The organism is Pseudomonas sp. KB_12 (assembly GCF_052114545.1).
GTDB classification, from domain to species: domain Bacteria; phylum Pseudomonadota; class Gammaproteobacteria; order Pseudomonadales; family Pseudomonadaceae; genus Aquipseudomonas; species Aquipseudomonas brassicacearum.
Genome location: NZ_JBFREY010000045.1, coordinates 1 through 15,602 on the forward strand (window position 1 = coordinate 1; position 15,602 = coordinate 15,602).

Annotated in this window: 13 protein-coding genes and 4 tRNA genes; 5 read left to right on the forward strand and 12 right to left on the reverse strand. The window is 60.7% G+C overall.

The annotated features are described in order from the left end of the window. The 6 genes from AB4Z20_RS25370 to AB4Z20_RS25395 all read right to left on the reverse strand — a co-directional run. The coding region (locus AB4Z20_RS25370; RefSeq protein ID WP_442090861.1) for a DUF6531 domain-containing protein at window positions 1–2,533 on the reverse strand (2,533 nt) is incomplete at its 3' end. 188 nt (window positions 2,534–2,721) lie between these two features. Further along, on the reverse strand, window positions 2,722–3,123 hold the full coding sequence (locus AB4Z20_RS25375; protein WP_442090863.1) for a sel1 repeat family protein: 402 nt from the start codon (window positions 3,121–3,123) through the stop codon (window positions 2,722–2,724). Continuing rightward, window positions 3,124–3,495 (reverse strand): hypothetical protein, encoded by a 372-nt coding sequence (locus tag AB4Z20_RS25380; protein WP_003179080.1) that lies wholly within the window; start codon window positions 3,493–3,495, stop codon window positions 3,124–3,126. It abuts the gene before it with no gap. Further along, complete coding sequence (locus AB4Z20_RS25385; protein ID WP_214509604.1) at window positions 3,492–3,833, reverse strand: helix-turn-helix domain-containing protein; 342 nt, start codon at window positions 3,831–3,833, stop codon at window positions 3,492–3,494. The genes AB4Z20_RS25380 and AB4Z20_RS25385 overlap by 4 nt, the downstream gene beginning before the upstream one ends. Window positions 3,834–3,947: 114 nt before the next feature. Then, on the reverse strand, window positions 3,948–4,403 hold the full coding sequence (locus tag AB4Z20_RS25390) for a YkvA family protein (RefSeq protein WP_253477134.1): 456 nt from the start codon (window positions 4,401–4,403) through the stop codon (window positions 3,948–3,950). A gap of 294 nt (window positions 4,404–4,697) precedes the next feature. Then, the gene (locus tag AB4Z20_RS25395; protein ID WP_003204577.1) at window positions 4,698–5,411 is read right to left on the reverse strand and encodes an FKBP-type peptidyl-prolyl cis-trans isomerase; all 714 of its coding nucleotides are present in this window, start codon (window positions 5,409–5,411) and stop codon (window positions 4,698–4,700) included. A gap of 269 nt (window positions 5,412–5,680) precedes the next feature. On the opposite strand from AB4Z20_RS25395, the gene AB4Z20_RS25400 reads away from it, so the two are divergent. Next, window positions 5,681–7,486, forward strand: coding sequence for a di-heme-cytochrome C peroxidase (locus AB4Z20_RS25400; RefSeq protein WP_320389309.1), 1,806 nt, complete (start codon window positions 5,681–5,683; stop codon window positions 7,484–7,486). 31 nt (window positions 7,487–7,517) lie between these two features. Continuing rightward, the gene (locus AB4Z20_RS25405) at window positions 7,518–8,654 is read left to right on the forward strand and encodes a catalase family protein (protein WP_253477139.1); all 1,137 of its coding nucleotides are present in this window, start codon (window positions 7,518–7,520) and stop codon (window positions 8,652–8,654) included. 456 nt (window positions 8,655–9,110) lie between these two features. On the opposite strand, the gene AB4Z20_RS25410 is transcribed toward AB4Z20_RS25405, so the two are convergent. The 4 genes from AB4Z20_RS25410 to AB4Z20_RS25425 all read right to left on the reverse strand — a co-directional run bounded on the left by AB4Z20_RS25410 (window position 9,111) and on the right by AB4Z20_RS25425 (window position 9,629). Further along, a tRNA-Asp gene (locus tag AB4Z20_RS25410) sits at window positions 9,111–9,187 on the reverse strand. A gap of 17 nt (window positions 9,188–9,204) precedes the next feature. Further along, window positions 9,205–9,280, reverse strand: a tRNA-Val gene (locus AB4Z20_RS25415). 177 nt (window positions 9,281–9,457) lie between these two features. Next, a tRNA-Asp gene (locus tag AB4Z20_RS25420) sits at window positions 9,458–9,534 on the reverse strand. Between the two features lie 19 nt (window positions 9,535–9,553). Next, window positions 9,554–9,629, reverse strand: a tRNA-Val gene (locus tag AB4Z20_RS25425). A gap of 160 nt (window positions 9,630–9,789) precedes the next feature. On the opposite strand from AB4Z20_RS25425, the gene rdgC reads away from it, so the two are divergent. From rdgC to sugE, 3 genes are all read left to right on the forward strand, one after another. Then, window positions 9,790–10,710: a recombination-associated protein RdgC gene (gene rdgC, locus AB4Z20_RS25430; protein ID WP_014339706.1), complete on the forward strand. Its 921-nt coding sequence runs from the start codon at window positions 9,790–9,792 to the stop codon at window positions 10,708–10,710. 140 nt (window positions 10,711–10,850) lie between these two features. Next, the gene (locus AB4Z20_RS25435) at window positions 10,851–11,816 is read left to right on the forward strand and encodes a bile acid:sodium symporter family protein (protein WP_214509599.1); all 966 of its coding nucleotides are present in this window, start codon (window positions 10,851–10,853) and stop codon (window positions 11,814–11,816) included. A 118-nt stretch (window positions 11,817–11,934) separates the two neighbouring features. After that, entirely contained in the window at window positions 11,935–12,249 is a 315-nt protein-coding gene (gene sugE / locus AB4Z20_RS25440) for a quaternary ammonium compound efflux SMR transporter SugE (RefSeq protein WP_014339708.1), read from the forward strand. Window positions 12,250–12,398: 149 nt separating this feature from the next. Here the strand turns inward: sugE and AB4Z20_RS25445 are convergent, their stop codons facing one another. Both AB4Z20_RS25445 and AB4Z20_RS25450 read right to left on the reverse strand, forming a co-directional pair. Further along, window positions 12,399–14,273 (reverse strand): MFS transporter, encoded by a 1,875-nt coding sequence (locus tag AB4Z20_RS25445; protein WP_057448579.1) that lies wholly within the window; start codon window positions 14,271–14,273, stop codon window positions 12,399–12,401. 81 nt (window positions 14,274–14,354) lie between these two features. Beyond that, entirely contained in the window at window positions 14,355–15,503 is a 1,149-nt protein-coding gene (locus tag AB4Z20_RS25450) for a TDT family transporter (protein WP_442090867.1), read from the reverse strand. Window positions 15,504–15,602 lie beyond the last annotated feature (99 nt).

The following is a 15,602-nucleotide window of genomic DNA, read 5'->3' on the forward strand; positions in this document are numbered from 1 at the left end:
TGTGCGTGAGCGCGCCGTGTTCGTCCTGGCGGCTGAGTAAACGCCCCAGGGCGTCGTAGGAAAAACACCGGCGACTGCCGTCGGGCAGGATCTCTTCGGTCAGTTGGCCCAGGCGACTCCAGGTGAAGCGATGTTCGCCGCCGTCCGGGTCATACGTCGCCAGCAGTTGCCCGTGGGCGTCGTAGGCATATTCCGTGCGCCGGCCGTCCGGATCGATGAGGACGATCACCTCGCCGCGGGCATTGCGCCGGTAGCTCCACACGGCCTTGCCGCGCGCACGGCGGTGCAGGAAACCGTTGCGGTATTCGTAGGACGTCGGCGTCTCGTCCGGGGGAAGCAGCGCCACCAGCCGTCCGACGTCGTCGTAGCGGTATTCGGTCACGGCGCCCAGCGGGTCCTGCTCGGCGATCAAGCGACCTTGTTCGTCGTAGGCCTTGAGGTGCTCGCCGCCGTCGGGCTCGACCTTGCGCACCAGCCGCGCCCGCTCGTCGTGGACATACACCTCCTGGCTGCCATCCAGGTGCCGGACCGTGACGCTGCCGTCTTCGCCCCAGGTGTAGCGGCTGTCCATCTGTGCAAACGAAGCCCAATGCCGTACGCAGCGGGACGCCGGCCCGACGCCTTGCCACTCCCAGTAGAAGCTCGCCCCGCCGGCCAGTTGTCGCTGGAGGATGACGTGTTGGTCGTCGTAGTCGTAGCGTTCGCTTTCACCTGCGGCATTGGTCGCTTCGATCAGTCGGAAACGTCCGTCGTAGCGGTAGGAAACCAGCGTCTGTTCAGTCCGCCAGGCTTCGTCGAGGGTGATGGCCGGGTGGAAGCTCTGGTAGTCGACGGCGATCAGGTGGCGCTGCTCGTAACGCAGGCGCAGGGCGCGCCCGGCGCCGTTGTCCAAACGGCAGATGTCGCCATGGATGTTGCGCTGGAGGGTCAGTCGGTTGTCGTAGCGGTCGCTGAGGGCGCTCAGGTGGCCGTCGCGAAAGTGCAGAAATGCTGCGTTTTCGCCGGGCTGGGCGACGATCAGTTCGTCCGCCTCAGTGCCCAGGTAGATCGCCGCGCGGGCCAGGCTGTTGTGGATCGCCGGACGCTGGGCGCTGGGCAGTGGGAAGGTCGTGCGGCGGTTTTCCTGGTCGACCCAGGTGACCTGCTCGCCGTCGAGTTCCAAGCGATGGGCCAGGGCATGGCTCCAACCACGCCCGAGGCCGACATCCAGGTCGGCGGCGCTGGTGCGGTATAAACGGGTGAAGACAAACGGCAAGCGGCCATCGAGGGTGCCGTCGTCGAGGGTCAGCAGTTCTTCGCCGGTGACCATCGACACCGAGCAGCCGCTGGTCTGGGTCTGGGACGCGGTATCGACGGGGTCGCCGTTGGGGTTTTTCGACTGGGCGGGGGCGTCGTCGTGGGGTTCGTGTTTTTTCAGCGTGGTGTTGCGCTGCGCATCCCAGCGCAGTTGCATCCGGCCCTTTTTCACGCCAGCCGCGATACCGCGTGCCGCCACGGTTTTGTAGCGATCCACGTAGGTCATGAAGCCGTTGACCACCGCGAAGATCGCACGGATAAAACGCTGCATGGCGTTCAGCAGGGTTGCACCGTGCCTGGCCAACCGCATCGACAGGTAGGCAATCCCGGCCCCTGCCCCGGCAAAGGTCAAGACCACACCGATCAGCAAGTCGATTACCAGTTGCACCGCCACGGTCGAGAGCCCTTTGGCCGTTTCGCCAGCGACTTCACTAGGCGGCAACATCTCCAGCCAGAGGCTGGCAGTGCGCACCAACAGGCACAGTGCCGCTTCGTCGCTGGCCAGCAGTTGCAGCTTGGCCATCACTTGCGGCGTGTCCTGAGCCAGTTTTTTCAACTGATCAGCGCTGTCACCCAACCGATCAACAAACTGACCGGGGTCCTTGAGGATGTCCGAGAGCAAACTGATGCTGTCCCATACACTTTCAATCGCCGCCCAACTGCCGGCGAGCAACCCGTTGCCCACCGCCGCCGCCGAAGTCGACAGCGATTGTTGTGCCCAACGCGGCTTGAAACCCTGCCACTCGCCGCGCAGCCAGTCCGTCAGATCGGTGGTCAGACCATCGTAGGAAGAAAACAGATTCGCGATTTGCTTGGCGGACACCTCGCCCTGAACGTGAACCCGATAGGACTTGCCCGCCTCCCCCGTGAAGGTCCCCAGGCCTTGGGCATCCAGGGTGACTGGAGTGACCTCGCCGCTGGCCACATCCACCACATCCACCACGATGTCGCCCAACGGGATGTCGTACACCGACTCGAACTTGCTTTCGATCGTCATCGGCCCGCCCTTGGGGCACTGGACGACCGTGGAGAGGAAGTCATCGTCACCGGTGCTGACAGCGGTGGTGCTGTCGCCAAAGCGGATCAGCCGCTCCATGCCCATCAGTGACGGCAAGTCAGCGGCATGACTGGCACGGTCCGCCGCTCGGCTGTACCAGCGCTCGAGCTGCTCGCGGTAGACCGACAAGGTGCCTTTGAAGCTGTCGAGTTCCTGCTCGATTCGGCTCACCTGATCCATCAGGACAGGGCTCGCTCAAGGGCCGGCAGGAAAAAACGGTCGAACATGGGCAGACGTCTCGCAGCACTCAGGGAGCGCGAGACTTTGCCGGGGATGACAGGGGAATTAAGTCAGGGGAAGGAGACAGAGCGCGTAGGGCGATTCGCTAAATTCGTCTGACCTGCACAACGAATCGCCTGTGGATAGCCCTAGATATCGTGAGCTTCAAGTGATTTGAGCTTGATTTCGGCCAGCGGATGCCCGGCTTTCGCCGCCAAGGTCCACCAACGCGCCGCTTCAACCGGGTCCGGCGCCTTGCTAGCTGTGCCGGCCAGGCTGATCACGCCAACCTGGTAGGCGGCCTTGCCATCACCGGCCAATGCCGCCAGCCGCAGCAGGCGAACTCCTTCTTCCCGGGCGCCCAGCCCTTGGCCGCGAAACGTGAGGATATGCCCATAGAAGCTTTGCGCACCGACGTCGCCCAAGTTCGCCATGCGCGAGAACTGACCCTCGAGCCAGGCCCAGCCACGCGGCTGACGAACGAACCAGGGCCAGTGAAACAACCGACGCGCCAGCCAGTAACCGGCCCGCGCCTTGAGTCGCCAGAGCACTCAGGCCTCCGCCGACTCGGGGTATTCGTATTCAAATACCCGGACCACTTCCGAAGCGTGCCAGGAAGCAGCAGCCACGCCATCGGAAGGCCCGGAAAAGCGACCCAAGCGTTCTACACACTCGAAGAACCCCGTGCGCGGCAACCGACTGGCGCCCTGGCTGATCACCAATGAGCTGCGCAGCGGCTGTTCCGCCCGGGCGTCCAGCGCCGCCAGGTGTTCCAGGGCCGCGGTCAAGGTCTGCATGGCCGGGCTGGGCAGTTGCAGACGCTCCAGCAACGCGCGGTAGGTCAACAAATGGCGCTGGCGGCGCGCCTGGTCCAACTCACCCAACAACCCATCCCAATGCTGCCGACTGATGCGTACGCTCACGATTCTTCCCTCCAACCCGGCACCGTCAACTCCCAGGCCAGACTGCGCCGAATCGCGGCATCGGGCTGACGCTCGCCGCTCTCGATCAAGGCCAGATAAGACGGGCTGATACCTACCGTGCGGGCCAGCGCCTCGATGGCGATGCCCTTCCCTTCGCGTAAACTGCGTAATTGATCCAGGCCAGGGAGAACCTGGCCCGGTGCCGCCGCGTGACGGACTGTCGCTTCGCGCGGCGGAGCTTGATCGATGCCTGCTGCCTTCAACAACGACTGGTACTGATCCCACGGCAAAACCGCGTATTCGGGCTCTCCGTCACGTGTGATTACTTGAATATCCATGTCTACCCCGTAGGACAACAACACTTAGCGAGCCAGCCTTTTTTCTTAGAAGTGTAATCCTAATACCGGCTAAGGTCGCGGGGCGATGAATTCTCTGGGGCAAGTGCTACCGAATCAGGTTTCTTTCTGACCTTGGAGTTGAAGTTGTTCCGGGGTATCGGGAAGCCTTTCGACCCGGGCAAGCTTCTCGGGCGATTGCCGATAACGCCAGGCGCGGAAAGCCTCGAGTTCAACGTCGAGGGTTTTCATGACCCAGGCCAGCACCGCGATATCGTCGAACATGCCAAACATCGGCAAGATATCTGGAATTGCATCCAGGGGGCTGAGGAAATACATGAGCCCTGCCACCACCGACAGCATCGACTTGGCGCTGACAGCGCGGTATTCGCCCCGCCAGTAGGCCAGGCACAAGGCCTGCAACAGACGCAGGTCTTCCTTGAGCTTGCCCAGTCGTCCGCCCTCTCGGGCGCCTTTGCTGGCGACGGCGAACAACAACGTAGGCAATCGACCGCGGGCCAGCAGGCGGCCTGCCAAGGGCAGAAATCGCGCAAAATTCCACGGGGCCTTCATTTTTTCTCCCACTGAAATGTTATCCACACAAATTGTGGATAACCTTGTGAACAGAGCTGCATTTCACCGCTGAAGCCCCCGTTTCATAAGGGCCCGGCTTAGATCGGGCGTTTTTTACTCACATAAAAAAACCCAATATTTCATTGACTTGACCGGCTGACTGCGTCTAGCACAGCGCCTGTATTGCCTATGACTATACCCTGCATCGTGCGTTCGGTTTTTTTGCCATTTTGCCGAAGCCCAGATGTGACAACGCCCCGCATAAGCGAGGCGTTGTCGTTATAGCAGACGCGATTACTTGGCTGCGTCTTCTTTTGCCGGATCCTTGATCGCCAGCAGTTCCAGGTCGAACACCAGGACCGAGTTGGCCGGGATGGCCGGGCTCGGGCTCTGGGCGCCATAGGCCAGGTCGCTCGGGATGTACAGCTTGTACTTCTCGCCGACGTGCATCAGTTGCAGGCCTTCGACCCAACCCGGGATCACGCCGCTGACCGGCAGGTCGATCGGGCTGCCACGTTCAACGGAGCTGTCGAACACAGTGCCGTTGGTCAGCTTGCCGGTGTAGTGGACAGTCACTACGTCGGTCGGCTTAGGCTGTGGACCGTCGGCTTTCTTGACCACTTCGTACTGCAGGCCGGAAGCGGTGGTGGTAACACCGGCTTTCTTGCCGTTTTCTTCGAGGAATTTCTTGCCGGCGGCTGCCGACTCTTCGCTCATCTTGGCCATGCGCTCTTCGGCACGCTTTTGCAGTGCGGCAAAGGCTTCGACCAGTTCTTCGTCTTTCAGCTTCTGTTCTTTCTTGCCGACGGCATCTTCGATGCCCTGGGCGACCGCTTTGGAGTCCAGGTCATCCATGCCTTCCTGAGCCAGGCTCTTGCCCATGTTCAGGCCAATACCGTAGGAAGCTTTCTGCGCCGGGGTCTTCAGCTCTACGCTGGTCTGCGAGTCGCAACCCGCGAGTACCAGGCCAACCAGGGCCACCGCCGCCGCCAACCGATGCTGTTTCATGCTATTTCCTTGTTCATGCGCCTAAAGGGCAATCGAATAAAGCCGCGAGCTTATCAGGCGGCCACGACCAATGGCTACCGGCATGTGAGCCACAAAGTAATGATAAGTTCAGGTCCGCAAACGCTTTTTAATCCTGGAAGAATGAAGCATCTGTCATCTGTTACGTACAGGGACAAATTGCCGCCCTACACAGGCCAGGGGTAATGGCCACTTGCCCGCCGGGCGGCACTGAGGCATAAGGGCTTATCAAAAAAACAAGGACGTTACCCGTGCGCCTTCTCTCTCGCATCCTCTTGCTGCTCCTCGCGCTGCTGATCATTGTCGTGGCCGTGGTGCTTTATTACGTCGCCAATCCTCGCTTGCCGTTCTACACGCCCGTCGAACAGGTGAATTACCTGGACCAATGGAGTGCCGCCGAGCGCCAGACGTATTACTTCACGCCCCAGGGCACCCAGGTCAAAGGCCTGCGCTACGACTGGTTCACCGCCCTCGAATTACCGTTTTCGCAACAACGCTTCGCATCGCCTGAGTACCTGGCGCGCTTTGGGTTCCTGGTCGATCCGGCGCAGAAAGCCTCGTCGGCCAATCCCGGCAACTTGCCGGTAGGATTTGCGCGGCACCAGAACCCGGGCAGCACCGAGCAGTTCCTGGATATCACCTGCGCGGCGTGCCATACCGGCGAATTGCGCTTCAAGGGCCAGGCGATACGGATCGACGGCGGCTCGGCTCAGCACGTGCTGCCCTCCAGTGTTCCTACATTACGTGGTGGCAGTTTCGGACAAGCATTGGTCGCCAGTCTGGCGTCTACCTACTACAACCCTTGGAAATTCGAGCGCTTCGCCCGCCAAGTGCTGGGCAAGGACTACGACGCCCGCCACGAGGAATTGCGCAAGGCCTTCAAAGTCTCCCTGGATACGTTCCTGCGGGTGGCCTGGAACGACACCCATCGTGGCCTCTACCCCACCGAAGAAGGGCCTGGCCGTACCGACGCCTTCGGTCGCATCGCCAACGCCAGCTTCGGCGACGCCATTTCGCCGCAAAACTACCGGGTGGCCAACGCCCCCGTGGATTACCCGCAGTTGTGGGACATATGGACGTTCGACTGGGTGCAGTGGAACGGATCGGCCCAGCAACCGATGGCCCGCAACGTCGGTGAGGCGTTGGGGGTCGGCGCCACGCTGAATTTCTTCGACGCCCAAGGCAAACCGCTGCAGGGCGATGCGCGATACCCCTCCAGCGTGCGTGTGCGCGACTTGAACAAGATCGAAGAAACCCTGCAACTGCTCAAGCCGCCTGTATGGCCGGAAGCGCTACTGGGCCCCATCGACAAACCTCTGGCCGCCAAGGGCCGAGCCCTGTTTACCGAAAACTGCGCCGGCTGCCATGTACCCAAGGTGGTCCAAGGGCCCGACAGGCCGGTCCAGCAATTGCACATGCTGCCCGTGCAGGTGATCGGCACCGACCCGGGCACTGCCAATAACATCGCTGACCACCGCTTCGACCTGACCAGCCTGCAGTGGGATCCGGCCGAGCTGGCGAAGCTGGACGTGCAACTGCACCCGACCCCGACAGAACCGCTGGACCTGAGCCAACTCACGGTCGCCAAGGGCCTGGCCTACGTTACGGCATTCGTCGAAAACCGCGCTTACCGCGACGCCGGCGTCACCCCCGCCGAGCGCCCGGCGCTGGACGGTTTCGGCTTGCCCATCGGCGTACGTGAATTGCGCGCCTACAAGGCCCGGCCGCTGGCGGGCGTCTGGGCCACGCCACCGTTCCTGCACAACGGCTCGGTGCCGACGATCTATCAACTGCTGTCCCCCCAGGACGAGCGCGCGACCGCGTTCTATAAAGGCAACTTCGAATACGACCCGCGCCACCTGGGCTATCGCACCGAAGCCTTCACCAACGCATTTCTCTTCGATACCCGGATCACTGGCAACCACAACAGCGGCCATGAATTCCGCGCGGGCGAGCGCGGCAACGGCGTCATCGGGCGTCTGCTGCAACCGCAGGAACGCTGGGCCTTGCTCGAGTATTTAAAGGTGCTGGGCGGGCCATTAGAGACGCAACTGTAATGATGAACCCCACAGGTAAAAGGAAGTTTCAATGTTGATCACGCTCTGGCTGCGCCTCGGTGCCTTTTTGGGCAAGACGCTCCTGTGGCTGCTGGGCATCGGGTTGCTCGGCTGGGCACTGTCCACGGCCTGGTTTGCCTGGCAACACAAGGGACCGGTCCCGGACAAGGAACAGGTTGCGCCCGGCGAAGCGGCCATGACCCAGGACATCATCCAGACCGCTATTCGCATCGTCGATCAGCACCGCGAAAGCACACGCTACCTGCGCGACGCCCACGCCAAGGCCCACGGCTGTGTCATGGCCGAAGTCCAGGTGCCGAGCGACCTGCCGGCACCGTTGCGCCAAGGGGTATTCGCCGAGCCGGGGAAGGTCTGGCAGGCGACGATTCGCCTGTCCAACGGCAACGCCTATCCGCAGTTCGACAGCCTGCGCGATGCACGGGGGATGGCGATCAAGCTGATGAACGTACCGGGCAAGCAACTGCTCGCTGACCGGCAATCACAAGGTGAGCAGGATTTCGTGATGTTCAACCATCCGAACTTCTTTGTCAGTGATGTCGCCGAGTACCGTCAGAATGTGGCCGCTCAGGCTGACGGGAAGAAGGCGATGGCCTTTTTTCCGAGCCTCGACCCGCGCAGTTGGCAGATTCGGCATTTATTCATCGCCCTGGCGACCCTCTCACCGCCACCGGCCAGTCCGACCCAGACCACTTACTTCTCGGTATCGCCCTATAAGTTCGGCGAGGCCAACGCCAAGTTTCGCGTCGCACCGGACCCGGACAGTTGCCCAAGCTACACCTTGCCTCCGCAGAATCAGGACCTGCCGAACTTCTTGCGTAGCGCATTGAACCAGCAGTTATCCACCGACCGGGTGCCGGCGTGTTTTGTGTTGCAGATCCAGCGTCAGGATCCGGGCAAGTACATGCCGATTGAAGACACCAGTATTGAGTGGCAGGAAAGTGATGCGCCGTTCGAGACCGTGGCGCGGATCAAGGTGCCGGCTCAGGATTTTGATACGCCCAAGTTGAATCTGGCTTGTGATAATCAGTCGTTCAATCCTTGGTTTGGGATTGAGGCGCATCGGCCTATTGGTGGGATCAATCGCTTGCGCAAGGCGGTGTATGAGGCGGTCAGCGATTATCGTCATCGGCGGAATGCTGAGCTGTAGAGGTTGGATTGGGGTGTATATCCGTTTTTTTGGTAACGGCTGCTGACGATTCCGCTCTTACAGCGGCTCACTTTTGAAAAGCGCAAAAGTAAGCAAAACGCTCTTGCCCCACCACTCGGTGCCTCGCCTAGGCTCGGCATGCCCGAACGAAGGCATTGCTCCGTGGGCCGCCGCGAAGGGCCCACGGAGCAATGCCGGAGTGAGGGCACACCGAGCCTAAGCGAGGTGCCGAGTGGTGGGGCATGAGCGCTTTGGTTACTTTCGACTGGGCCGGCTTCCGGGCTTTTCGAAAGTGACCCGCTGTAAGAGCGGAACCCTAAGCAGCCGTTACCGCAGCAACGGATATGCACACCACTCCAAAAAACAAAGAGCAAAAAAAACGACGCTCTCCCCTCGTAAAGGAAAAGCGTCGTTTCTAGTAGCCACCTGGCGTTCAGCATTCCAGATAACCGAATATGGCGCAGCGGACGGGACTCGAACCCGCGACCCCCGGCGTGACAGGCCGGTATTCTAACCGACTGAACTACCGCTGCGCGTAACACTGAAAGTTTGGTGGGTGATGACGGGATCGAACCGCCGACATTCTGCTTGTAAGGCAGACGCTCTCCCAGCTGAGCTAATCACCCTTCACTTTCGATGCGGGGCGCATTCTCTCACAGTTTTTTGTAACGTGCTGATTTAATTAGCAAATTCAGCAAAAAAAATATGAGCAACGCACACCACAGGAACTGCAAACAGCAAAAAGCCCGCGTTAGCGGGCTTTCCGTGGTGACCTGACGTTCAGTGTTCCAGGTTACCGAATATGGCGCAGCGGACGGGACTCGAACCCGCGACCCCCGGCGTGACAGGCCGGTATTCTAACCGACTGAACTACCGCTGCGCGTAACACTTTGAACGAATGGTGGGTGATGACGGGATCGAACCGCCGACATTCTGCTTGTAAGGCAGACGCTCTCCCAGCTGAGCTAATCACCCTTCGCTTTCGGTGTGGCGCGCATTCTACGGAGCACTCTTTGAGCTGGCAAGCACTTTTTAAATTAATTTTTTCAGGCCTTCCAAAGGCTTAGCGAAGGGTTGGCCTATGGCGCTGCGAAGAGAATAATGCCCCCCTTTGTATAAAGGAGAGACTCACCCCATGTGGTTCAAAAACCTGCTTATCTATCGCCTGACCCAAGATCTGCCTTTTGATGCCGAGGCGTTGGAAACTGCACTGGCCAGCAAACTGGCGCGTCCATGTGCAAGCCAGGAGTTGACCACTTACGGTTTCGTCGCGCCGTTTGGCAAAGGCGAAGACGCACCACTGGTGCACGTCAGCCAGGATTTCCTGCTGATCGCCGCGCGCAAGGAAGAACGCATCTTGCCGGGCAGCGTCGTACGCGATGCCCTGAAGGAAAAGGTCGAAGAGATCGAAGCCGAGCAAATGCGCAAGGTCTATAAAAAGGAACGGGACCAGCTCAAGGATGAAATCATCCAGGCGTTCCTGCCCCGTGCGTTCATCCGTCGTTCGTCCACTTTCGCCGCCATCGCGCCGAAACAGGGCCTGATCCTGGTGAACTCGGCCAGCCCGAAACGCGCCGAAGACCTGCTGTCTACCCTGCGCGAAGTCATCGGCTCGCTGCCGGTACGTCCACTGACAGTAAAAATGGCCCCGACCGCCACCATGACCGACTGGGTCAAGACCCAGAAAGCCGCGGACGATTTCTTCGTGCTGGATGAATGCGAACTGCGCGACACCCACGAAGACGGCGGCATCGTGCGCTGCAAGCGCCAGGACCTGACCAGCGACGAAATCCAGCTGCACCTGAACACCGGCAAGGTCGTCACGCAACTGTCCCTGGCCTGGCAGGACAAGCTGTCCTTCGTGCTCGACGACAAGATGGTGGTCAAGCGCCTGAAGTTCGAAGACCTGCTGCAGGACCAGGCAGAGCAGGACGGTGGCGACGAAGCCCTCGGCCAACTGGACGCCAGCTTCACACTGATGATGTTGACGTTCGGCGAGTTCCTGCCGGCGCTGGTTGAAGCCTTGGGTGGGGAAGAGATTCCGCAGGGGATCTAAACCCCACCCCTCCCCTGTGGGAGCGAGCTTGCTCGCGATAGCGGTATGACAGCCACCGAGATGTTGACTGACACACCGCCATCGCGAGCAAGCTCGCTCCCACATTAGTATTCGGTGTTCTTATTAATAAGGATCAGGTCATGCGCGCACTGGCTGCATTGAGCCGCTTTGTCGGCAATACCTTCGCTTACTGGGTTCTGATTTTCGCGGTGGTGGCGTTTCTGCAGCCGGCCTGGTTCATCGGTCTAAAAAGCGCCATTGTGCCGCTGCTGGGCCTGGTGATGTTCGGCATGGGCCTGACCCTCAAGCTCGAAGACTTCGCCGAAGTCGCACGCCATCCCTGGCGCGTGGCCCTCGGCGTGGTCGCGCATTTCGTGATCATGCCCGGTGTGGCCTGGTTGCTCTGCCAGGTGTTCCACCTGCCACCGGAAATCGCCGTCGGCGTGATTCTGGTGGGCTGCTGCCCAAGCGGTACCTCGTCGAATGTCATGACCTGGCTGGCCCGTGGCGACCTGGCCCTGTCGGTAGCCATCGCCGCCGTCACGACCCTGCTCGCGCCGCTGCTGACCCCGGCGCTGATCTGGCTGCTGGCCTCGGCCTGGCTGCCGGTATCGTTCATGGAGCTGTTCTGGTCGATCCTGCAAGTAGTGCTGCTGCCAATCGTGCTGGGCGTGGTGGCGCAGCGGCTGCTGGGGGACAAGGTGCGTCATGCGGTGGAGGTGTTGCCGTTGGTGTCGGTGGTGAGCATCGTCATCATCGTCACCGCCGTCGTTGCCGCCAGCCAGGCAAAAATTGCCGAGTCGGGGCTGTTGATCATGGCCGTGGTGATGCTGCACAACAGCTTCGGCTTTTTGCTGGGTTACTTCACCGGGCATCTGTTCAAGCTGCCGCTGGCCCAGCGTAAATCCCTGGCGCTGGAAGTCGGCATGCAGAACTCCGGCCTGGGTGCTGCGTTGGCGAGTGCACACTTTTCGCCACTGGCGGCGGTACCCAGCGCACTGTTCAGCGTCTGGCACAACATTTCCGGTGCCCTGCTCTCGACGTACTTCCGGCGCATGAGCGAAAAACAGGACCGTGAACTACAGGCCCGTCAAGCGGCGGACTGAAGGACAATCTTGACCGAGTCGTCAGCATTGGGCACTCTTGCGCCCAATGCGGGGACGACCCCGCAACGCTAGAGCGATCATTATCCGGGGACGACCCCATCCATCGATGAGGTGTGTGATGTCCTGGATCATTCTGTTTTTTGCCGGCCTGTTCGAAGTCGGCTGGGCTGTCGGCCTGAAATACACCGACGGCTTCAGCCGCCCTCTCCCCACTGCACTGACAATCGCCGCCATGGCGATCAGCCTCGGCCTGCTCGGCCTTGCAATGAAAGAACTGCCGCTGGGTACGGCCTACGCGATCTGGACCGGGGTCGGTGCCGTGGGCACGGTGATCGCCGGGATCATTTTGTTTGGTGAGTCGATGGCACTGGTGCGCCTGGCCAGCGTGGCGTTGATCGTTGCAGGGTTGATCGGGCTCAAGGTCAGCACCTGAGCCCTCCCTGTAGGAGCAAGACCTTCCAGGAACAGTGGAACTTGTAGGAACAAAACCTGTGGGAGCAAGGCTTGCCCGCGATAGCGATCTCAGGGCCGCCATCGCGAGCAAGCTTTGCTCCCACAGGCCTTCTCCCACAGCTTTTCGTTCTAGCGGACAGTCCCACGCAACTCCCCCACCAACGCCTGCAACTTCGCCGGCTCAGCCACTTCCACCGCGACCGCCGAACCCGCCACCAGCGTCACCCGCGACCAGAACCGACGAAACAGCCCTTTGGCCGGGTCGCGACTGAAGAAGCTGCCCCACAAACCCTGCAACGCCAGGGGAATCACCGGTACCGGGGTTTCCTGGAGGATGCGTGTCAGTCCGCTCTTGAACTCATTGATCTCACCGTCGCCAGTCAGTTTTCCTTCAGGGAAGATGCAGACCAGCTCGCCGTCCTTCAGGTATTGGGCGATTCGCTTGAAGGCTTTTTCGTAGATGTGAATGTCTTCCTGGCGCCCGGCAATCGGGATCGTCCCGGCGGTACGGAAGATGAAATTCAACACCGGCAGGTTGTAGATCTTGTAGTACATCACGAAGCGAATCGGCCGACGCACCGCGCCGCCAATCAGCAAGGCATCGACGAAGGAGACGTGGTTGCAGACCAACAGCGCAGCGCCTTCATCCGGGATCGCCTCCAGGTTGCGGTGCTCCACGCGGTACATGGAATGGCTCAGCAGCCAGATCATGAAACGCATGCTGAACTCGGGAACGATCTTGAAGATGTAGGCGTTGACGCCGATGTTGAGCAACGACACCACCAGGAACAACTGCGGGATCGACAGCTTGGCCAGGCTCAGCAGCACGATGGAGACGATGGCCGAGACCACCATGAACAACGCGTTGAGAATATTGTTGGCAGCAATCACCCGCGCCCGCTCGTTCTCCACCGTGCGCGACTGGATCAGCGCGTACAGCGGCACGATGTAGAAACCGCCAAAGACACCCAGGCCCAGGATGTCGATCAACACCAGCCAGGCGTGACCGAAACCGAGCACTTCAAGCCAACCATGGCCCTCGACGCTGTCGGGGATTCCACCGGAATGCCACCACAACAGCAGACCGAACACCGTCAGCCCGAACGAGCCGAACGGCACCAGGCCGATCTCGACTTTGCGCCCGGAAAGCTTTTCGCAGAGCATCGAACCCAAGGCGATCCCCACCGAGAACACCGTCAGGATCAAGGTCACCACGGTTTCGTCACCGTGCATCCACTCCTTGGCATAGGCGGGGATCTGCGTCAGGTAGATCGCACCGACGAACCAGAACCAGGAGTTGCCGACAATCGAACGAGACACCGCCGGGGTTTGCCCCAACCCCAGTTTCAGGGTGGCCCAGGATTGGCTGAAGATGTTCCAGTTCAAGCGCATTTGCGGCGAGGCCGCCGCCGCGCGCGGAATGCTGCGGCTGGCCAGGTAACCGAGCACGGCAACGCCGATGATCGCGGTGGACACCACGGGTGCGTATTGCGCCGAGGACATCATGATCCCGGCGCCGATGGTGCCGGCCAGGATCGCCAGGAAGGTGCCCATCTCCACCAGGCCGTTGCCGCCGACCAACTCCTCCTCACGCAAGGCCTGGGGCAGGATCGAATACTTCACCGGGCCGAACAGCGCCGAATGCGTGCCCATGGCGAACAGCGCCACCAGCATCAACGATAAGTGATCGAACAGAAACCCTACTGCGCCGACTGCCATGATGGCGATTTCGCCGAGCTTGATCAGACGAATCAACGCGTCCTTGGCGAATTTTTCCCCGAACTGCCCTGCCAGAGCGGAGAACAGAAAGAACGGCAGGATAAACAGCAGCGCGCAGAGGTTGACCCAGATCGAGCGGTCCCCCTCGATGGTCAATTTGTAGAGGATGGCGAGGATCAGCGACTGCTTGAAAATATTGTCGTTGAACGCGCCCAAGGACTGCGTGATGAAGAACGGCAGGAAACGCCGCGTGCGAAGCAAGGTGAACTGCGAAGGGTGACTCATCTTCCATGTTCCTGAGTGGCGTGGACGCTTATTGGAGTGAACGTTTTTCGATCCAGGCCACACATTACCTGTCTTTAGCGATTATTTCGCCAGCCCTGCAATACAGGGCGACACAAACAACTCACCGTGCCAGGCGCCCTGCACCGTACGCCGCCCGACGATCAGCCACATCACCACCAGCATCGCCACCAGCACAGCCCCGAACACGCTGAAAAAACCCAGGCCCAGCAGGTCCGCAAGCTTCAGCGTGGTCAGCGCGTATACGCCCAGGGGAAAGGTAAAGCCCCACCAGCCGAGGTTGAAGGGAATGCCTGCGCGCAGGTAGCGCGCGGTGATCAGCAGCGCCATCAACATCCACCACAACCCCAACCCCCACAGCGTGATACCGGCCACCAGGCCCAACCCGGCGGCGATTTCGCCCACGCCGGGCAGGCCATTGGCGGCAAAAATCAGCGGGGCATCGTTGCCCAGCAGCAACATGCCCAGGGCGCCAGTGCCGATCGGGCCGAGGGCCAGCCAGCTCGAGGCGGCCATGTTTTCGTGAGGCAGTTTGTGCAGCGCCATGCGCAACAGCAAAATCGTCAGGATGCTGAACGCCACCGGCAGGGAAAAGGCCCAGAGCACGTAGCTGGTCACCAGCATGACCAGTTGCCCATGAGCGTCGGCCAGATGCGGCGCCAACAGCCCGCCACTGGCCGCCGCGACTTCGGCAGCCACCACCGGCAAGAGCCACACGGCGGTCATCTGGTCGATGCGGTGTTCCTGGCGGGTGAACATCAAGAACGGGATCAGCACACCACAGGCCAGCGACATGACCACGTCGATCCACCATAACGCCTCTGTCACCGCCACCACCCCGCTCCCCCAGCGCGGCAGCCCAAATACCAAAAAGCCGTTGATGATGGTCGCCAGCCCCATGGGAATGGTGCCGAAAAACATCGAGACCGTTGAATGGCCGAAAATCCGTCGCGCTTCGTCGAAGAACAGCACCCAACGGGCCGTGTACAGGAGGGCGAACACCACGAACAACAGCGTGTTGAACAACCACAAACCCTCACCCAAGAGGCGCAGGCCCGGCACATTCCCAGGCCATTGCGCCAAGGCCAGCGCCAGCACTCCGGTGCCCATGACCACGGCAAACCAGTTAGGCGTGAATTGGCGAATGGCCTCCAGCGGCCTGGGCAAATGGCTCAATGGGCGCAAGCGGTTTTTTGCAGCGCAGCATGTCATGGCGAACTCCTGTCCTCGGATGAGGTGACGCCATGCTAGAGCCGGATCAAATATCTATATAACGGGTAATTTCTCTATATGTTATCGATTTAACAGATA